At 69.2% G+C, this 14430-nt stretch carries 13 protein-coding genes and 2 pseudogenes; 8 read left to right on the forward strand and 7 right to left on the reverse strand.

Annotated elements, in window-relative coordinates; translation table 11 throughout:
* Positions 1-26 precede the first annotated feature (26 nt).
* The 3 genes from ACIBA9_RS21850 to ACIBA9_RS21860 form a co-directional block, all read right to left on the reverse strand.
* A complete protein-coding gene (locus ACIBA9_RS21850; protein ID WP_399365284.1) occupies positions 27-497 on the reverse strand; it encodes an ATP-binding protein in 471 nt (156 codons plus the stop codon).
* 137 nt (positions 498-634) lie between these two features.
* Complete coding sequence (locus ACIBA9_RS21855) at positions 635-1072, reverse strand: ATP-binding protein (protein ID WP_399365286.1); 438 nt, start codon at positions 1070-1072, stop codon at positions 635-637.
* 518 nt (positions 1073-1590) lie between these two features.
* Complete coding sequence (locus tag ACIBA9_RS21860; RefSeq protein WP_399365288.1) at positions 1591-1845, reverse strand: DUF6332 family protein; 255 nt, start codon at positions 1843-1845, stop codon at positions 1591-1593.
* Between the two features lie 227 nt (positions 1846-2072).
* Between ACIBA9_RS21860 and ACIBA9_RS21865 the strand changes: the two genes are divergently transcribed.
* Positions 2073-2717, forward strand: coding sequence for an NAD(P)H-dependent oxidoreductase (locus ACIBA9_RS21865; protein ID WP_399365290.1), 645 nt, complete (start codon positions 2073-2075; stop codon positions 2715-2717).
* A 178-nt stretch (positions 2718-2895) separates the two neighbouring features.
* Here ACIBA9_RS21865 and ACIBA9_RS21870 read toward each other — a convergent pair whose 3' ends face one another.
* Positions 2896-3324: a VOC family protein gene (locus tag ACIBA9_RS21870; protein WP_399365292.1), complete on the reverse strand. Its 429-nt coding sequence runs from the start codon at positions 3322-3324 to the stop codon at positions 2896-2898.
* A pseudogene (locus tag ACIBA9_RS21875) lies at positions 3321-3578 on the reverse strand (IS256 family transposase); the annotation flags it as partial. The gene ACIBA9_RS21870 and the pseudogene ACIBA9_RS21875, both read right to left, overlap by 4 nt.
* Positions 3579-3892: 314 nt before the next feature.
* On the opposite strand from ACIBA9_RS21875, the gene ACIBA9_RS21880 reads away from it, so the two are divergent.
* The 4 genes from ACIBA9_RS21880 to ACIBA9_RS21895 all read left to right on the forward strand — a co-directional run bounded on the left by ACIBA9_RS21880 (position 3893) and on the right by ACIBA9_RS21895 (position 8660).
* Positions 3893-4543 carry an HAD family hydrolase gene (locus tag ACIBA9_RS21880; RefSeq protein ID WP_399365294.1) on the forward strand — a complete coding sequence of 217 codons (651 nt, stop codon included), beginning with the start codon at positions 3893-3895 and terminating at the stop codon, positions 4541-4543.
* Positions 4544-4838: 295 nt separating this feature from the next.
* Positions 4839-5270 carry a hypothetical protein gene (locus tag ACIBA9_RS21885; protein ID WP_399365296.1) on the forward strand — a complete coding sequence of 144 codons (432 nt, stop codon included), beginning with the start codon at positions 4839-4841 and terminating at the stop codon, positions 5268-5270.
* Between the two features lie 394 nt (positions 5271-5664).
* Positions 5665-6741, forward strand: coding sequence for a polyprenyl synthetase family protein (locus ACIBA9_RS21890; RefSeq protein WP_399365298.1), 1077 nt, complete (start codon positions 5665-5667; stop codon positions 6739-6741).
* Between the two features lie 536 nt (positions 6742-7277).
* Positions 7278-8660, forward strand: a complete 1383-nt coding sequence (locus tag ACIBA9_RS21895) for a PP2C family protein-serine/threonine phosphatase (RefSeq protein ID WP_399365300.1) — start codon at positions 7278-7280, stop codon at positions 8658-8660.
* Between the two features lie 410 nt (positions 8661-9070).
* Here the strand turns inward: ACIBA9_RS21895 and ACIBA9_RS21900 are convergent, their stop codons facing one another.
* Positions 9071-10312, reverse strand: a complete 1242-nt coding sequence (locus tag ACIBA9_RS21900; RefSeq protein WP_399365302.1) for an MFS transporter — start codon at positions 10310-10312, stop codon at positions 9071-9073.
* 126 nt (positions 10313-10438) lie between these two features.
* On the opposite strand from ACIBA9_RS21900, the gene ACIBA9_RS21905 reads away from it, so the two are divergent.
* From ACIBA9_RS21905 to ACIBA9_RS21915, 3 genes and pseudogenes are all read left to right on the forward strand, one after another.
* The gene (locus tag ACIBA9_RS21905; protein WP_399365304.1) at positions 10439-11374 is read left to right on the forward strand and encodes a LysR family transcriptional regulator; all 936 of its coding nucleotides are present in this window, start codon (positions 10439-10441) and stop codon (positions 11372-11374) included.
* Positions 11375-11612: 238 nt separating this feature from the next.
* On the forward strand, positions 11613-12425 hold the full coding sequence (locus ACIBA9_RS21910; protein ID WP_399365583.1) for a class I SAM-dependent methyltransferase: 813 nt from the start codon (positions 11613-11615) through the stop codon (positions 12423-12425).
* Between the two features lie 172 nt (positions 12426-12597).
* Positions 12598-13008: pseudogene (locus ACIBA9_RS21915) on the forward strand (transposase); the annotation flags it as partial.
* A gap of 57 nt (positions 13009-13065) precedes the next feature.
* On the opposite strand, the gene ACIBA9_RS21920 reads toward ACIBA9_RS21915, so the two are convergent.
* On the reverse strand, positions 13066-13851 hold the full coding sequence (locus ACIBA9_RS21920; protein WP_399365306.1) for a hypothetical protein: 786 nt from the start codon (positions 13849-13851) through the stop codon (positions 13066-13068).
* Between the last annotated feature and the right edge of the window lie 579 nt (positions 13852-14430).

A 14430-nucleotide genomic window follows, 5' to 3' on the forward strand; every position in this document is an offset into this window, starting at 1 on the left:
GCGCCGAAGATCAGCCGCACATCCTGTCAGCCGGTGGCCCCGTACAAGCGAAGGTGAGCGGTGACCAGTTTGCCGGTGTCCAGCGTGACGGTGCGAAGCTTGTCGCACAGGCGACCCACCAGGTGCAGACCGTGTCCACCGATACGGAGGGCGTCGCGTGCCTGCGGCCGGGGCAGCCGACGGGAGCTGTCGCGGACGGTTATCCGAAGCAGCGTGGCATCTGGCGTCACCTCCAGCAGGAGGCCGCCCGGGCCGGGCGCGTGCTGGATCGCGTTGCTGACGAGCTCGCTGACGACCAACTGGGCGTCTTGGTTCGGGCGCTGATCAGGGCGGTGCCCTGCCCGGGCCAACAGCGTGCGCACGGCGCGCCGGGCGTCGGTGACGGACGCATGAGCGGTGTCCCAGACGGCGCCGTACCGCACGAATGCCGACGGTCCCGGTTCGTCCGGTGTCCAGTTGCCGAGGGGAGTGACCATGGAGCTGAGGGGGGTGACCATAGAAGTGATCCCTGGTTGGTCCGGGCTGGTTGATCACGTGAAGCAGCTTTCGTACTTTTTCGCCTACCCGCTGTCGTCCCGGTCATGGGTCTCCGTCTCGGCTGCTTTTCGTCCGGTCATCGCTCGGCCGGAGGCGATCAGGAGGACGGGGAAATCCCTGGCGACCGCGCGGGTGGCGGCTGGAAGCACGCGGTGACGTCCTTGCCGCGGGGGCACCGGTAGGCCTGCCAGGTATCGGCGAGGGCGTCGATCAGGAGCAGTCCCCGTCCCCCGAGCGCCTCGTCGCCGGCGTGCCGCTGCTCGGGCAGCAGGGTCGAGGAGTCGTGGACGGTCACATGCAGGCATTCCTCATCCCAGGTGAGGATGAGCTGCGCTGGGCTGTGGGCGTGGACATGGGCGTTGGTGACCAGCTCGGAGACGGTCAGCACGACCGAGTCGACCAGATCCGGTGCCGCTGCCGCCCAGCCGAGCGTCGCCAGATGCGCGCGCGTCCAGTCCCTGGCGGCCTTCACGCCGCTGCTGACCGGAAGGGACCGTGCCCATCCGACAGCTCTCAGTGATGAGTCCCGCGCCACTGTCTCTCCTCCGCTCGGCTTCATGGTGCTCGTGTCGTCTGCCCGGTGAGCGCCGGACCCAACATGAACCGACGGCTTGCTCCCCAGTGCGATTCCGCTTACGACCGCAGGCCGGTCCGAAGCGCCCGGCGGTACCGCCGCGCGAGGGAGCCGTTGGCAGTCCTCGATGAACTCCTCGAACCGGTGGTCCAGGCGACCGCGCTCGTCAGGGATCCGCCCCGTGATCTCCGCGTCGAACCAGCGCTTCACGCCGCCGATCTTCGTCCTCCAGTGGGGGAGGAGCGCGTGCGGAGGCTGTCTTCCAGGGGAGGCGGTCGGCGGGGGCTGCTGGCCTCCGCTCGCTGATCCGATGGAGCTCGGAGCCGTACGTATCTCGGTCGATGGGATGGGCCCCTGTCATGCCCCCCTTTTTTTAGGGCACTGCATGCTCACCGAGCCGATCGCGCATGCGGCCCGCGATGGCGCGCCCAACGATCCGTACGCCCGGAGGCTACCGACCTCAAGGAGAAGGACCGTAGTCAGCGACCCATTCGGCGCTGCTCGCCGAACCGCAGCAGCACATGCACCAGACGCCACACTCCGGCCATCGCTCCGAGCAGCGCGCCCCCCACCAACACGCCCTTCTCCGTGGAACCAGAGATGCCCAGGGCCAGGACGAGAGTCAAAGCGGCGGCGAAGATCACCGCAGCCAGGACGGCGGCGGTCACGAGGGCGAAGACGATCTCCACCGTCATTGCGTCTTTTTCCCACCGCGACTCACGCCCCATGTCCATTCTGCAAGTCTCACATCACGGTCAAGCCTCGCGCCTGGGCCGGTGGGCGGTGGGCGGGCCGGAGGGCGCTCGCCGAGCCGACGAGCTGGGCGTCTGGCGTCTGACCGCGACAGGTCCAGCGATTGGACGTTACTTCCGCGCGCGGTGCTCACCGGCCATGATGACCGGACGGGGAGGGCGGCGGCGGGATGCCACGGCTGACGACCATCGATGTCCTTGGGGGATGAATGCGGCGCATAGGTGTCTACCTCGCGCATCCGCGTGCCGGCAGCTTCAACCACGCCCTGTTCGAGACCGTTGTGCAGCACCTGAGCGACCTCGGAAGTGAGGTTCTCGCGCACGATCTCTACGCCGAGGAGTTCGCTCCGGAGCTGTCCGCGGACGAGACGGACACGGTCCGATCCGCCACAGGGACGGGTATGCCGGCGGGGACGCGTACGGGCGCGAACTCTTCTGCGGGCATTCACGATTCTCAGGTGGCGCTTCACCGTGCCGAGGTGGCCACACTCGACGCCCTGGTGTTCGTTCACCCGAACTGGTGGGGCATGCCGCCCGCTGTTCTCGCGGGTTGGGTGCAGCGTGTGCTCGTGCCCGGCGTCGCCTACAAACTGGGCAGCGCGGAGGGAAGCCCCGAAGGGCTGCTGCGAGCCGGCCGAGCCCTCGTGCTGAACACATCCGACACTCCGGCCGACCGCGAAGAGGCGGAGTTCGGGGACCCGTTGCAGAAGATCTGGGCGGCATGCGTGCTGCCGTACGTGGGTGTCACCGATGTTCGCCGAGTCGTCTTCCGGACGGTCGCCGACTCCTCGGACGAAGCCCGCGGCACATGGCTGCGCGAGGCCCGCCATCACGCCGCCGCCCTCCTGTCCTGACATCCGCGGCCTGCGCACGTACTCCGGTTGGGCTCCCTTGGCAAGATCTCCCTGAGCGTGCCGCCCGCTGAGTGGGCCAAGGCGACCGGAACCGGGGCGACCTGCGACCTCAGGTTTGTCGGCCTGTCTGTCTTGGACCGACGGGGCTCGCAGCCGAGTAATCGTCAACTCCTGTGGATCAGTCGGACTCACCTTCGTTCGGTGAGGTGATGGCGACGAGTTCGATCTCGAAGCCGTCGTCGCTCTCCAGGTAGGCGGCGTAGTGCTGCTTGCCGCCGGCGTGTGGATGCTGGTCGGGGAACATCAGGTGCCAGCCATGGTGGGCGGCCTCGGCGACCAGCTCCTCGACATCGGTCGCGTCCTCGACGTGGAACGCCAGGTGGTTCAGACCGGGGCGGCAGCGGTCATGCCCGTCGGCGGTGAGGGCTGGCGACTGCTCAAGGACGAGGTAGGTCGCCCCGAGCCGCCAGCTGCGCCCGTCCTTCCAGTGCTGGAACTTGGTGTAGCCCAGGGCCTCCAGCAACCAGCCGAATGAGAAAATGGCGCGATCGAGGTCGGAGACCCAAATCTCGACGTGATGCAGTGCTCCACGGGTGGGCTGGTTCACGCAGCCACCGCCTGGGGACCCTCGACCAGGATGCCGTTCTCGAAGCGAGTTCCGGCCCGGACAAGAAGGACGAGGTGGGCTCCGGTGATCGCGCGCCAGCGGGCCTGGGCGGCTTCGACCAGCTTGACCACCATGGCCTGGGCGGCGACCGGGCTACCGGCGCCACGGGTGGCTTGGGTCCGCAACCTTGTCGTGGAGAACGTCGACTCGACGGGGTTCGTGGTCCGCAGGTGGACCCAGTGCTCGGCCGGGAACACTGCGGCCAGGGCCCTCCACAGGCTCATCGCGCCATCAACGGCGAGTTCGGGGTCGCGCATCCCATGGCGGCGGCGCTGGCGCAACAACTCGCCGGTCTCGGCGGGACTGTCGGCGTTCTCTACGCTGAGCACGGGTGTGCCTCTTCCGACCCGCGCTGCGGATGCGGGCCTACTCGGTGACCGGTCGATCAATCACCCGGGAAGGTACGCCCTTCACGCGCTCCCGGGAAGCTGATCCACGAGTCCCGAGCATTGCGACGCCGCAAGACGCCCTCGGCGGCAACTGTCGGCCGGGGACTTATGCTGCCGAGATGATCAGACCCATTGAACTGGTGATATTCGATTGCGACGGAGTACTGGTCGACAGTGAGCGCATCGCTGTAGGGGTCCAGGTTGCCCTTGGCGCCACCTTGGGATGGCCACTCACGTCGGAAGAGGTGATCACCCGCTTCATCGGACGGTCGCACGCCGACATCGGCGCACAGGTCGCCGCCCAGCTAGGGGAGGAGACGGCGGCCGTCTGGTCGAAGCGGTTCGAGGAACTCCACCGCGAGGCCGTGGATGCCGAACTCGTCCCCGTCGATGGGATATTCGAGGCGCTCCAGAGCATCACCCTACCGACCTGTGTGGCTTCCAGCGGCTCACACGACAAGATGAGACACACCCTGGGGCGTACCGGACTCTACGAGCACTTTGCGGGCCGGATCTTCAGTGCCACCGAGGTCGGCCGCGGCAAACCCGCTCCGGATCTCTTCCTGCACGCCGCGCATCGTATGGACGTCGATCCGGCGGCTTGCGTGGTGATCGAGGACAGTCGACCTGGCATCCAGGCAGCCCGTGCCGCGGGTATGCGTGCCTTCGGCTACGCCGGTGGACTCACCCCGGCCGAGCGGCTTGAAGGCCCGGATACCGTCATCTTCCACGACATGCGCAAGCTGCCCACCCTGCTCGGCGAACAGTGACCTCCGCTCAGCCCTCGATGGTCACCAGCGCGGTGAGTCAGGGCTGCGAGCTGTGTAAGGGCACCGACTGCCCGAGCAGGCTGAAGAAACTGCGAAGCGGCGGTTGTGGCCGGGAATGTCGCCGGGGCGCTGGCCGCGACCCTGAATGGCAGCGCGGAAGAGGACCTGCTGCCTTCCGACCCGCAGCGTGTGAGGAAGCCGGGCAAGTTGCTGTACGCAAAGCGGATGGTCTGTTCGCGTGACAGGGCTGGGCGCCGTACGGAGAGCGCCTGTCCCGCCGCCGCATAGTGGCGACATGAGCATCTATCAGGAGACCGAAGCGCCCGCCGCCCTGCTGGCTCCGCAAGCGGCGGTCATGGCACAGCAACTGATGGAGGGGGTGGACAACCCACAGATGAGACAGGCGACGGTGGTGCTCGCCTACTTCCGCGCCGGCTACTGGCTCCGCCGCTTCAGCGAGGAGCCGATGCTGGGCGCCGTCGTGCCGACCGACCGTCCGACCTCGGTGAACTGGGCGAGCGTCCTGGAACTGCTCGGGACACCCGAGCTGCTGAACGACCACCGCAGAGAGCCCGGCACCATGGGCCCCCATCTGACCGTGCTGGAGATGGCGGCATCGCTTGCCCTCGGCCACCCGCTCGACCTTCGCCGGGCGGCGATGCAGCTCTCCGGCGCGGAGTGGAGGGACGTCCTGTTGCGGATGGGGTCGGCTGCCGACTTCGTATAGCACCGGGGCTCGACGGATGCCTCGCTGTCCGCGGGCCCAGCGGCACAGGGCTGAGCCCCCTCGCCAGGGCGGAAGGGAAACTCAGGTGGACCGGTGAGCGCGAGGCGGGCGGGGCGCTGACCGCACTGGAACCGTTGCCGGAGTCGTAAGTACACGCCTTCGTCCGTTACGGCGACCCGATCCGATCTCACCCGACCCGTTCGAGCTGTCGCGGGCCCTGCCAGTGGGCACCCGCATCGCGTGCGTGCCCAGCCCCGCCTGACAGCCGGGGCCGCCCTATGCACGCGTGATCACCGGCCCCTGACCCCGCCGGGACCAGCCATGAGCGCGAGCCTCTACCGTCGCAGGTCCAAGGCTGTCCGCTCCGACGGCCCCCGAGCGGGAAGAACGCGTCATGACCCAGCAGATCCTCGAGCGTGTCGCCGGATACGAACAGCGGTTCAACACGCTCTTTGAGGAGTACTTCGACACGCTGAGCGTCGGGCTCGACGCGCCGTCGTCCAGTCGGTTCACCCCGCAATGCCTGCAATTGCTCAGGGAGTTGTCCTTGAGGGGCGGCAAGCGGATGCGGGTCGTTCTGCTGCACGAGGCGGCGCGTCTGGTGACGGAGGAGCCGGTCGAGGGACTGGACGCCGCCGCGCTGAGCATCGAGCTGCTGCAGACCCATGGTCTGGTGCACGACGACCTCATCGACGACAGTCCCACCCGCCGCGGCGGGCCGTCCACCTACTACGCCTACCGTGAGCGGTTCCCCGGCCACCCGCGGACGGCACTGGGCCTGACCGTGCTCGCCGGTGACCTCGCACTCGCCCTGTCCCTACGCGCCTTGCTGGACGCCAAGGTGCCCGCCGAGGTGCGGCAGGCCATGGTCGAGGTGCAGACCCGGGCGGCGACCGACACGTTCATGGGCCAGATCATCGATACGGAACGCGACTTCGTCGCCGCGCCGGACGAGGAGACCCTGCACCGAGTGGCCGACTACAAGTCCGCCCGCTACTCCATCCTCGCACCCCTGCAACTCGGCCTCCTGGCCGCGGGCGAACAGCCGGCGCGGTGGGAGACGGAACTGCGCGACTACGCCCGGCTGGTGGGAATCTGCGGACAGATGCGCGACGACTACCTGGACCTGTTCGGGAACGCGACCGCCATGGGAAAGCCGACCGGCATCGACCTCCGCGACGGCAAGCACAGTTACACCATCCGTGCCCTCCTCGCGAGGATCGACGACGCCGAGCGGCGCGTGGTGGAAGCCGCGCTCGGCGACCCTTCGTGCAGTCCCGAGACCATCGCCGCCATCCGGGAGATCGGGGAGCGCCGCGGCGTCACGGGCGGCATGCAGGCGGACATGCGCCGCTATGCGCACCAGGCGTCCGCGATGGCTGCCGGCTGGCGGTCACGATGGCGGGAAGAGGCGGTCACGTTCTTCGAGCAGCTACCGCTGTGGAGCGTGCGTCTGCCTGGCACTCCATAGGGGCGGCGAGTGCTGCGTGACCTCGACGTCTCCCCGCCGCACAGCACGCGCTGGACGCATTCCTCGGGCCGCGGCGATACGCGGCCACCCCTGTGCGTGGCTCACCTTCCGGTGCTCGGTGGCGATCTCCTGGGGTGGGGGCGGGAATCTTGGGGCCCCTCCAGATGCAGACGGGGCTCTATCGTGCCGGTTGGGCACCTGACGCATGCCGGCCATGCCCTGAGCTAAAGCGTGCCTGCTATGCCCTGCGCACGGCCGGCGCCAGTATCGCGGAGGCGCGTCACCACGCTCTCGCCTTCTTCGACCGGGCCCACATCGAGCACCGGCTGGAGCGGGAACCGGTCGGTAAGCGAACCAGCGCGCGCATCGCCCTGTCCGGCCCCCCAGCGCGCGGGCCTCTGCCCGCCGATCGCAGTGACCCCGGCGCCAGGGGCGTGCAGGGCTACTCTTGGGGGTGCGCCAAACGTCTTGGCGCCCGGCGCCCTGTACGCCGTGATGGCGCCGGTAACCCGGCGCCGAGGGGCGGTACCACCGCGATGCAGAGGCCTTCATTCCCCGGCGGGCTGCGGTCCGACGGGCTGCCCGCGGCCCTGTCCGACCCGGCACGACTGGCCGCGGTGGAGGCGACCGGCCTCATGGACACCGGACCGGACGAGGCCTTCGAGGACCTCGCCCAGCTCGCGGCCGCGGTGACCGGGTGCGAGCGAGCGTTCATCACCCTGGTCGACGAGCGGCGCTCGTTCTGGAAGTCATGCGTGGGTGTACCCGCCGAAGAGGTGTCCGAGCGGCAGAACCTGGTGCGTGACAGCTTCTGCTACTTCCTGGTGGGGCTCTCTGGGCAACCGTTCGTGGTCGAGGACGCCGCCGTCGACCCCCGGACCCATGACCACACCGCGGTCATACCGATGAAGATCGGAGCCTGGGCCGGATACCCGATCCTCGGGCCGGGCGGGGAAGTGCTGGGCAGTATGTGTGTCGTCGACGAGAACCCGCACGCCTGGCAGCGCGCGGAACTGACCACGCTCGCCACGATGGCCCGCGCCGTCGGCAACGAGATCAATCTGCGCACCTCGCTGAGCACCGCCCAGGAAGCCCTCACGGCGGCCGAGAGGGCCCTGGAGACCTCCAGCGCGCTGGCCCGCAGCCTCCAGGACAGCCTGTTGCCGCCCACGCTGGAGAAGGTGCCCGGGCTGGAGGCTGCGGCGTTCTACCTGCCGGCCGAGGGCGGCACCACCGTGGTAGGGGATTTCTACGACCTCTTCCGCACAAAGGGCCCGTGGTGGTGCACGGTGATGGGCGACGTGTGCGGCAAAGGCACCGAGGCCGCCAAAGTCACCGCCCTCGCCCGCTACACCCTGCGCGCCGAGGCCACCCAGCACCTCTCGCCCGCCGTCGTGTTCCAGCACCTGAATTCCGCGCTCCTCGATCAGCGCGAGGGCGAGCGGTTCCTGACCGCCGTCTACGCCACCTTCCGTCTCACCGCCGGCGGTCTGGCGGGCCGCCTGTGCACGGCGGGCCATCCGCCGGCTCTGATCCGCCGCGCGGACGGCCGGATCCAGGAGGTGGGCCGGCAGGGCAGCCTGCTCGGAATCCTGCCCGACATCCAGCTCAGCGACGTCCGCTTCCGTCTCGCGCCCGGCGACGCGCTGCTGCTGTACACCGACGGCGCCACCGAAGCCCGCGCCCGCCGCGACCGTGCGGCACTGGAACGGCCGCTGTTCGGTGACGAAGCCTTGGCCGCGGCACTGTCCCGCTGCCACGGTCTCGACGCGCAGGGCATCGTCGACCGGCTCAGCGAGCGGCTGGCCGCCCACAGTGACAACTGGGCCAGCGACGACACCGCGCTGCTCGTCCTCCGGGTGCCGCCAGAGGCTGACTTCGCGCCGGCCCTTGACCGTAGCGAGGGTCAACGCCCCTGACAGACGTGGGATTTCGCAGCTCACGCCACTCTCAGTACAGCTTCCGGGGCGCGGTGTGCCGGCCGGGGCGCCGATCCTGCCGCGCCGGGGCCCGAGGCCCGCGTTCCACCGACGCGCAAGGGACTCTTGCCCGGGCTGTTCGCCGCCCGGACCGGCGCGGCGACGTCCACCGCCCCTGCGTTCGGAGCAGCGCGCGATCATCGGGACGCGACAGCCACCACACCCGATTCGCCACTCCGGTGGTGGCCTCCGTCCGCCGCGAGGAGCATGACGTGGTGTCGCGGCTGACCTCCGTACGGCGGCCTGCGCCACCTGGGACGGGGCGCCCCGCGCCCCCCTGAGACGCCCTGCCTCGCCGGCGAATTCCGGTGTCTCATGACCGCCCTGCCTCGCCGGCGAATTCCGGTGTCTCATGACTGGCCGCGGGACGGCTCCGGGACGTGGTGCGATGCCTGGTCGTGCCGGGGAAGCAGAAGTGGGGTGGCCAGAATGAGCAGTCCCGCGGCCGTCAGGGCGGTGCGTGGGCCGGTGACGTCGGCGAGCAGTCCGGCGAGTGCCGTGAGGAGGGCGATGGACGCCTGCTGGCCGATGGACCAGGCCGACAGGGTTCGGGCGACGAGGTGCCTGGGGGTGTGTTCGAGCCGGTAGGTGGCGAGCACCGGGGTGTACAGGCTCATGTTGATGATGATCGCCAGCTCGACGGCCATCACGGTGACGAGGCCGACGACGCCGGGACGGACGAGCGCCAGGCCGATCAGCCAGATGGCGCGCAGGGTGCCGGCGGTCCGGAAGACCGCGGGCCGTCCGTATCGGGCCACGACACGACGGGCCAGCCGGGAACCGATGAGTCCGCCGACGCAGGGCGCGGCGAAGGCGAGGCCGTACTGCCAGGGCGGGAAGCCGAGCTGGCGCAGGAGGAGCACGGCCAGCAGGGGCTCGGTGGCCATGATCAGACCGGCGACGAGCACCTGGTTGAGGTAGAGCGCCCGCAAGCCGGGATGGCCGAGGATGTGCCGCCAGCCGTCGAGCAACGCGCTCCCCCGCAGAGGGCTTTCACCGGTTGCCGGCGGCGCTTCCTCCCGGCCGGGGATGGCGGTGATACCGAGTGCGGAGAGCAGGTAGCTGAGCGCGTCGGCCACCACGGTGGTGACCGGACCGAACAGACCGATCGCCGCCCCGCCCAGCGGTGGCCCGATCGCGATGGAGCTCCAGTTCGTCGACTCGAATCGGGCGTTGGCCACGAGCAGGTCATCCGGCCGTACCACCGCCTTCAGGTACGCCCCGCTGGCCGCGTTGAACGCGATCTTGGCTGCCGCGACCACGGCCGAGATCACGAGCAGCTGGACGAAACCGAGCCAACCGAAGGCGTAAGCGGCCGGGGTCGTGGCCATGGCCGCGAACCGGGTCAGGTCCATCGCGATCATGACCGGGCGCTTGCGACGGAACTCCACCCACGGCGCGAGGGGCACCGCGATCAGCGCGCCCACCGCGGGCCCCACCGCGGACAGCGCGGACACCTGGGCAGGGCCGGCATGCAACGCCAGCACGGCGATCAGCGGCAAGGCCCCGAACCCGAACCCGGACCCGTAGGCGCTCACCGCGTACGCCGCCCAGAGCCAGCCGAACTGCCGGCCCAACGGCCTCCGGCTCATGACGCGGGCTCCTCTCCGCACAAACCGACGTTGACCAAGGAGAGCTAAGTGGCAGCGAGCTGGCTGGTCAAACAACCGAGCTGTCGGCTCAGCACAACCATTCGTTGTTGACTAAGGTGGATCGACGTGGACCTCGAAGCAGTGCGGACCTTCGTCGCCGTCGCGGAGGCGGGCCGGTTCCAGGAGGCGGCAGCCGACCTGTCGATCACTCAACAGGCCGTCTCCAAGCGCATCGCCACGCTGGAGCGCGGCCTCGGCGTGCGGTTGTTCACCCGCGGCCCCCGGGGCGCCGAGCTCAGCATCGACGGGCGGGCGTTCCTGCCCCACGCGCGTGAGCTGCTACGCGTCGCCGAGCGCGCGGTCGCGTCCGTGCACCCCGGCAGCCGTCCCCTGCGCGTCGACGTGATCGCCTCGCGCAGCGCGCAGTCGGGCCTGATGCGCGGCTTCCACCGCGTACATCCCGAGATCGACCTCGACGTGATGATGCTGTTCGACATCGAGACGGCCGTCACCGCCATCCGCTCAGGTGCCATCGACGCGTCCTTCCGTGCCGTCGCCGCACCCGGGCGGCCCCTTCCCGAGGACATCGAGTCCATCCGGGTGCTCGACGAGCCCCTCCAGCTCCTCACCGGCTCCTCCCACGCGTTGGCAGGCGCTCGGTCGGTGACCGTCGCCCAGCTCGCCCGGCACCGGATCTGGATGCCTGGCATCGTCCCCGGTACCGAGTGGGCCGCCTACTACGACGACCTCGTCGCCGAGTTCGGCCTCACCATCGAGGCGACCGGCCCCAACTTCGGTTCCGACGCGCTCCTCGACACCATCGCCGACACGCCGGCCCTGGCCACCTTCATGGGGGAGCACACCCGCCTCATCTGGCCCGCAGACCACGGCCTGCGCCGTATCCCGGTGACCGACCCGACGCCCGTCTATCCGCACTCCCTCCTCTGGCGCCGCGACAACCCCCACCCCGCGCTCGCCACCCTCCGCGCCCACCTCGCCGCCACGACGGCCGGCCACGACGCCGCCGGCACCTGGACGCCCGGATGGGTGCTTACGCGCTGAACGACGCCGTGACCGCGATCACCGTCGCTGGGCCTGCATGGACCACGACGCAGGCTGTTGCGGGTCTGAGCAGCATCGGCACCGCATCTGCTCGCAGCGGTTCAGTGGTCGTGTGCGATCAGTGGGCGTACGACCGGCCGGCCACGCATGACCACGGCTCCCCTCCTCAGGCCCCTTGGAATCCTTCATCTAGGCTGGCGCGGTGACTGGTGAGCAGGAGCATGTGCAGCCGTCGGGAGTGTGGGCCACGGCGGTCGGGGTGGCCCGGGTGCGGGCGCTGGAGACCGAGCGGGAGAACCCCCTGTTTCGCGACCCACTGGCCCGGGCCTTCGCCGCCGCCGGGGGCCTGTGGCCCTCATCGCCGCCGCCCGATGACGAGGCCGCGCGACGCCGGCGGCTGGCCGTGTCGTTCTCCATCGTCATCAGGACGAAGTTCCTCGACGACCTGCTGCGGCAGGCCTCCGCGTCCGGGATCCGGCAGGTCGTGCTGCTCGGCGCCGGCATGGACAGCCGGGCCTTCCGGATGGAGTGGCCCGAGGGCACCAGGCTGTTCGAGGTCGACACCGCCGCGCCACTGGACTTCAAGGCTTCGGTGCTGCGCCGGGAGCGGGCGGTCGCACGCTGCGAGCGGATCACCGTCGCGGTGGATCTGCGTGAGGACTGGCCAGGCGCGCTGACCGCCGCGGGGCACGACCCCGCGGCGCCGACCGTGTGGATCGCCGAAGGACTGCTGATCTATCTCCCCGAGGACGCGGTGGAGCAGCTGCTGACCCGGATCGGCGCGCAGTCGGCGCCAGGCAGTCGGATGGGGCTGACGTTGGGCTCGCGCGGCGTGATCGACCGCTTCGGAGCGGACGCCGTGCCGGGATCGGCGGCCTCCATGTGGGTCTCGGAGATGCCCGACGACCCGGTGGGCTGGCTGGCCGGGCACGGCTGGGAGGCCGACAGCCACACCCTGCGCGAGCGCGCTGCCGCCTACGGCCGCCCGATCGACAGCCCGCCGCGGCGCGAGGAGCGGCCCGGCGGACTGATCTCGGCAGTCCGCCGCTAGAGCGCCTTCGCACAGCGAAGAACGAGTGCGGCCTGGGCGGTACGAGGTTCGCCGCTACATCGGCTGTCTGGGGGCGGCTGCACGAAGTCGTGCTGCACCGGCTCGACGACGCCGGCCTCATCGAGGTCACCCGCGTCGTCCTGGACACAGCCCACGTCTGCGCTAAGAAAGGGGCGAACACACAGGTCCGAGCCCCGTGGACCGCGGCAAGCCGGGTTCCAAGATGCACGTCCTGTCGGACGCGAACGGACTGCCTCTCCTCGTCGGTGTCGCGGCCGGCAACACACACGACAGCGAAGGACTGAAGCCCATGGTCAAGGGTCACCAAACGAGACACGACCCCCACCGCGGCCGTCGACCTGCTCCGCGGCAGGCGCTTTGGCGTCCGGATCGCCCCGCAAAGGCATCGAGTCCAGCGAACGATTGGGCCGCCGCCGCTGGGTCATCGAGCGGACGATCTCCTGGCTGTCCGGCTACCGGCGCTTGAGCCCCGCCACGAGCGCGATCCCCGTAACTACCTGTCCTTTCTCGGCCTGCAGCCGCCCTGTGCGGCTACAAGCGCCTCGTCCGCCTCACCACGTAGGACACGGTCTTAACCAAGTGAAATTACCTCGAAGGCCGACGCGGCCGGCGCCTCGAATCAGCTCTGGTGAGCCTTGGGTTTGCGCAGATCGCCGGTCTCTATGTAAACCTCCCGCTCCGCCTCCAGTTGCACGCCGAACCCATGGAAACCACTCGGGGGCGCGGTGGCAAAGAACGACGCATCGACAGTTTCAGGAGGAACCACCCGCTGGTCCGGCCTGTTGGACCGCCCGCCGATGCCGACCGGTTCGGCCACGGCGAAATGCTCTGCGAAGAATTTCTCTAGGGTGGCCTCGTCGTCAGGCAGCCGTTCTCCGAGCGGGTTGGTCGCGGTGCCAGGGACAGCTCGAACCGTGAGCACTTGGTCGAAGTCGGGCGCCGCGCTGATGTCGTGAGCGAGGTACAACTGCCCGCCGCGGCCAAAGCAGAGGTAGGCAAGCTCCCTGTCATCTCGGTGCTCCGCCTGCACATCGAGCTGCGCGAAGTACACGACGCTCTGGACGTTGGCGACGGTGCGCTCGGCGAGCGGCGGGTGCTGCCCACCCTTACGTTCGAAGTGTCCGCAGGAGATTCTGCCGGTGATCGACGTCCGCCGCGGACCGGCACCGCGCGGATCCAACTCGCTCATTGGGAAGTCATCGGGAACGAACGTGTCATACGGCTCTTCGGGCACAACATGTCGATGGGAGCGGACCACCGGACCGGCAGTGTCGTCCAAGCTCACCTCCAGGATGACCTGGAAGTTGTGTGGCGACTCGAACATCGGCAGATGCGACATGTAGAAAACTTCTCCGCCGAGAAGCAGCATGCCGTGAGTACCGATGGTCATGTCGCCGTCATTCATGTCCATCATTACTCCCTTGATCGATGGCCGTTGTCACCATCCCAGTGCCGAAAGCAGGGTCACCGGCCGCTTCGGGGTGGGTGCCGACAATGCGGGTGACGTCGGTGAAATCTCTGTCGCCCCACTTTGCGGCGAAGAACGACAGCTCGTGGATTTGGTCGTCGGTGCCCCCACGAGTGGCGGTGGGCCGGCCAACTCTTCCAGGCTCCTACTGCGGTTCTGTCAGCGCAACCCAGGGCTGCGGCTACTGAATTGAAGGCCTAAGCGGCACGGGCTTCGTTCGGATGGGGCTGACGCCGTGGCGGAGCGGTCAGGGCGCCGTTGGACTCGACCAGTTGCTCGATCATCTGGCAGAGCGTGTAACTCAACAGGGCGGGGGCCGCACAGCCCTCGCCTCGTGCCCGGGTGGTACCCCTGTCCGCCCCGCCCGCATCGGAGACCGCGGCGGTCGAGCGGTATCTCACCGGCGCCGGGATCGCTCGGCGAGTTCTAAGCGGGAAAAGGGCCATGGGATGACTCTCTTGGCGATCTTGTCGAGGTGGTGACGAGGGAGTCATGGGGTTACGGCTATTCGGTTAC

Source organism: Streptomyces sp. NPDC051452 (genome assembly GCF_044454765.1).
Taxonomy (GTDB): domain Bacteria; phylum Actinomycetota; class Actinomycetes; order Streptomycetales; family Streptomycetaceae; genus Streptomyces.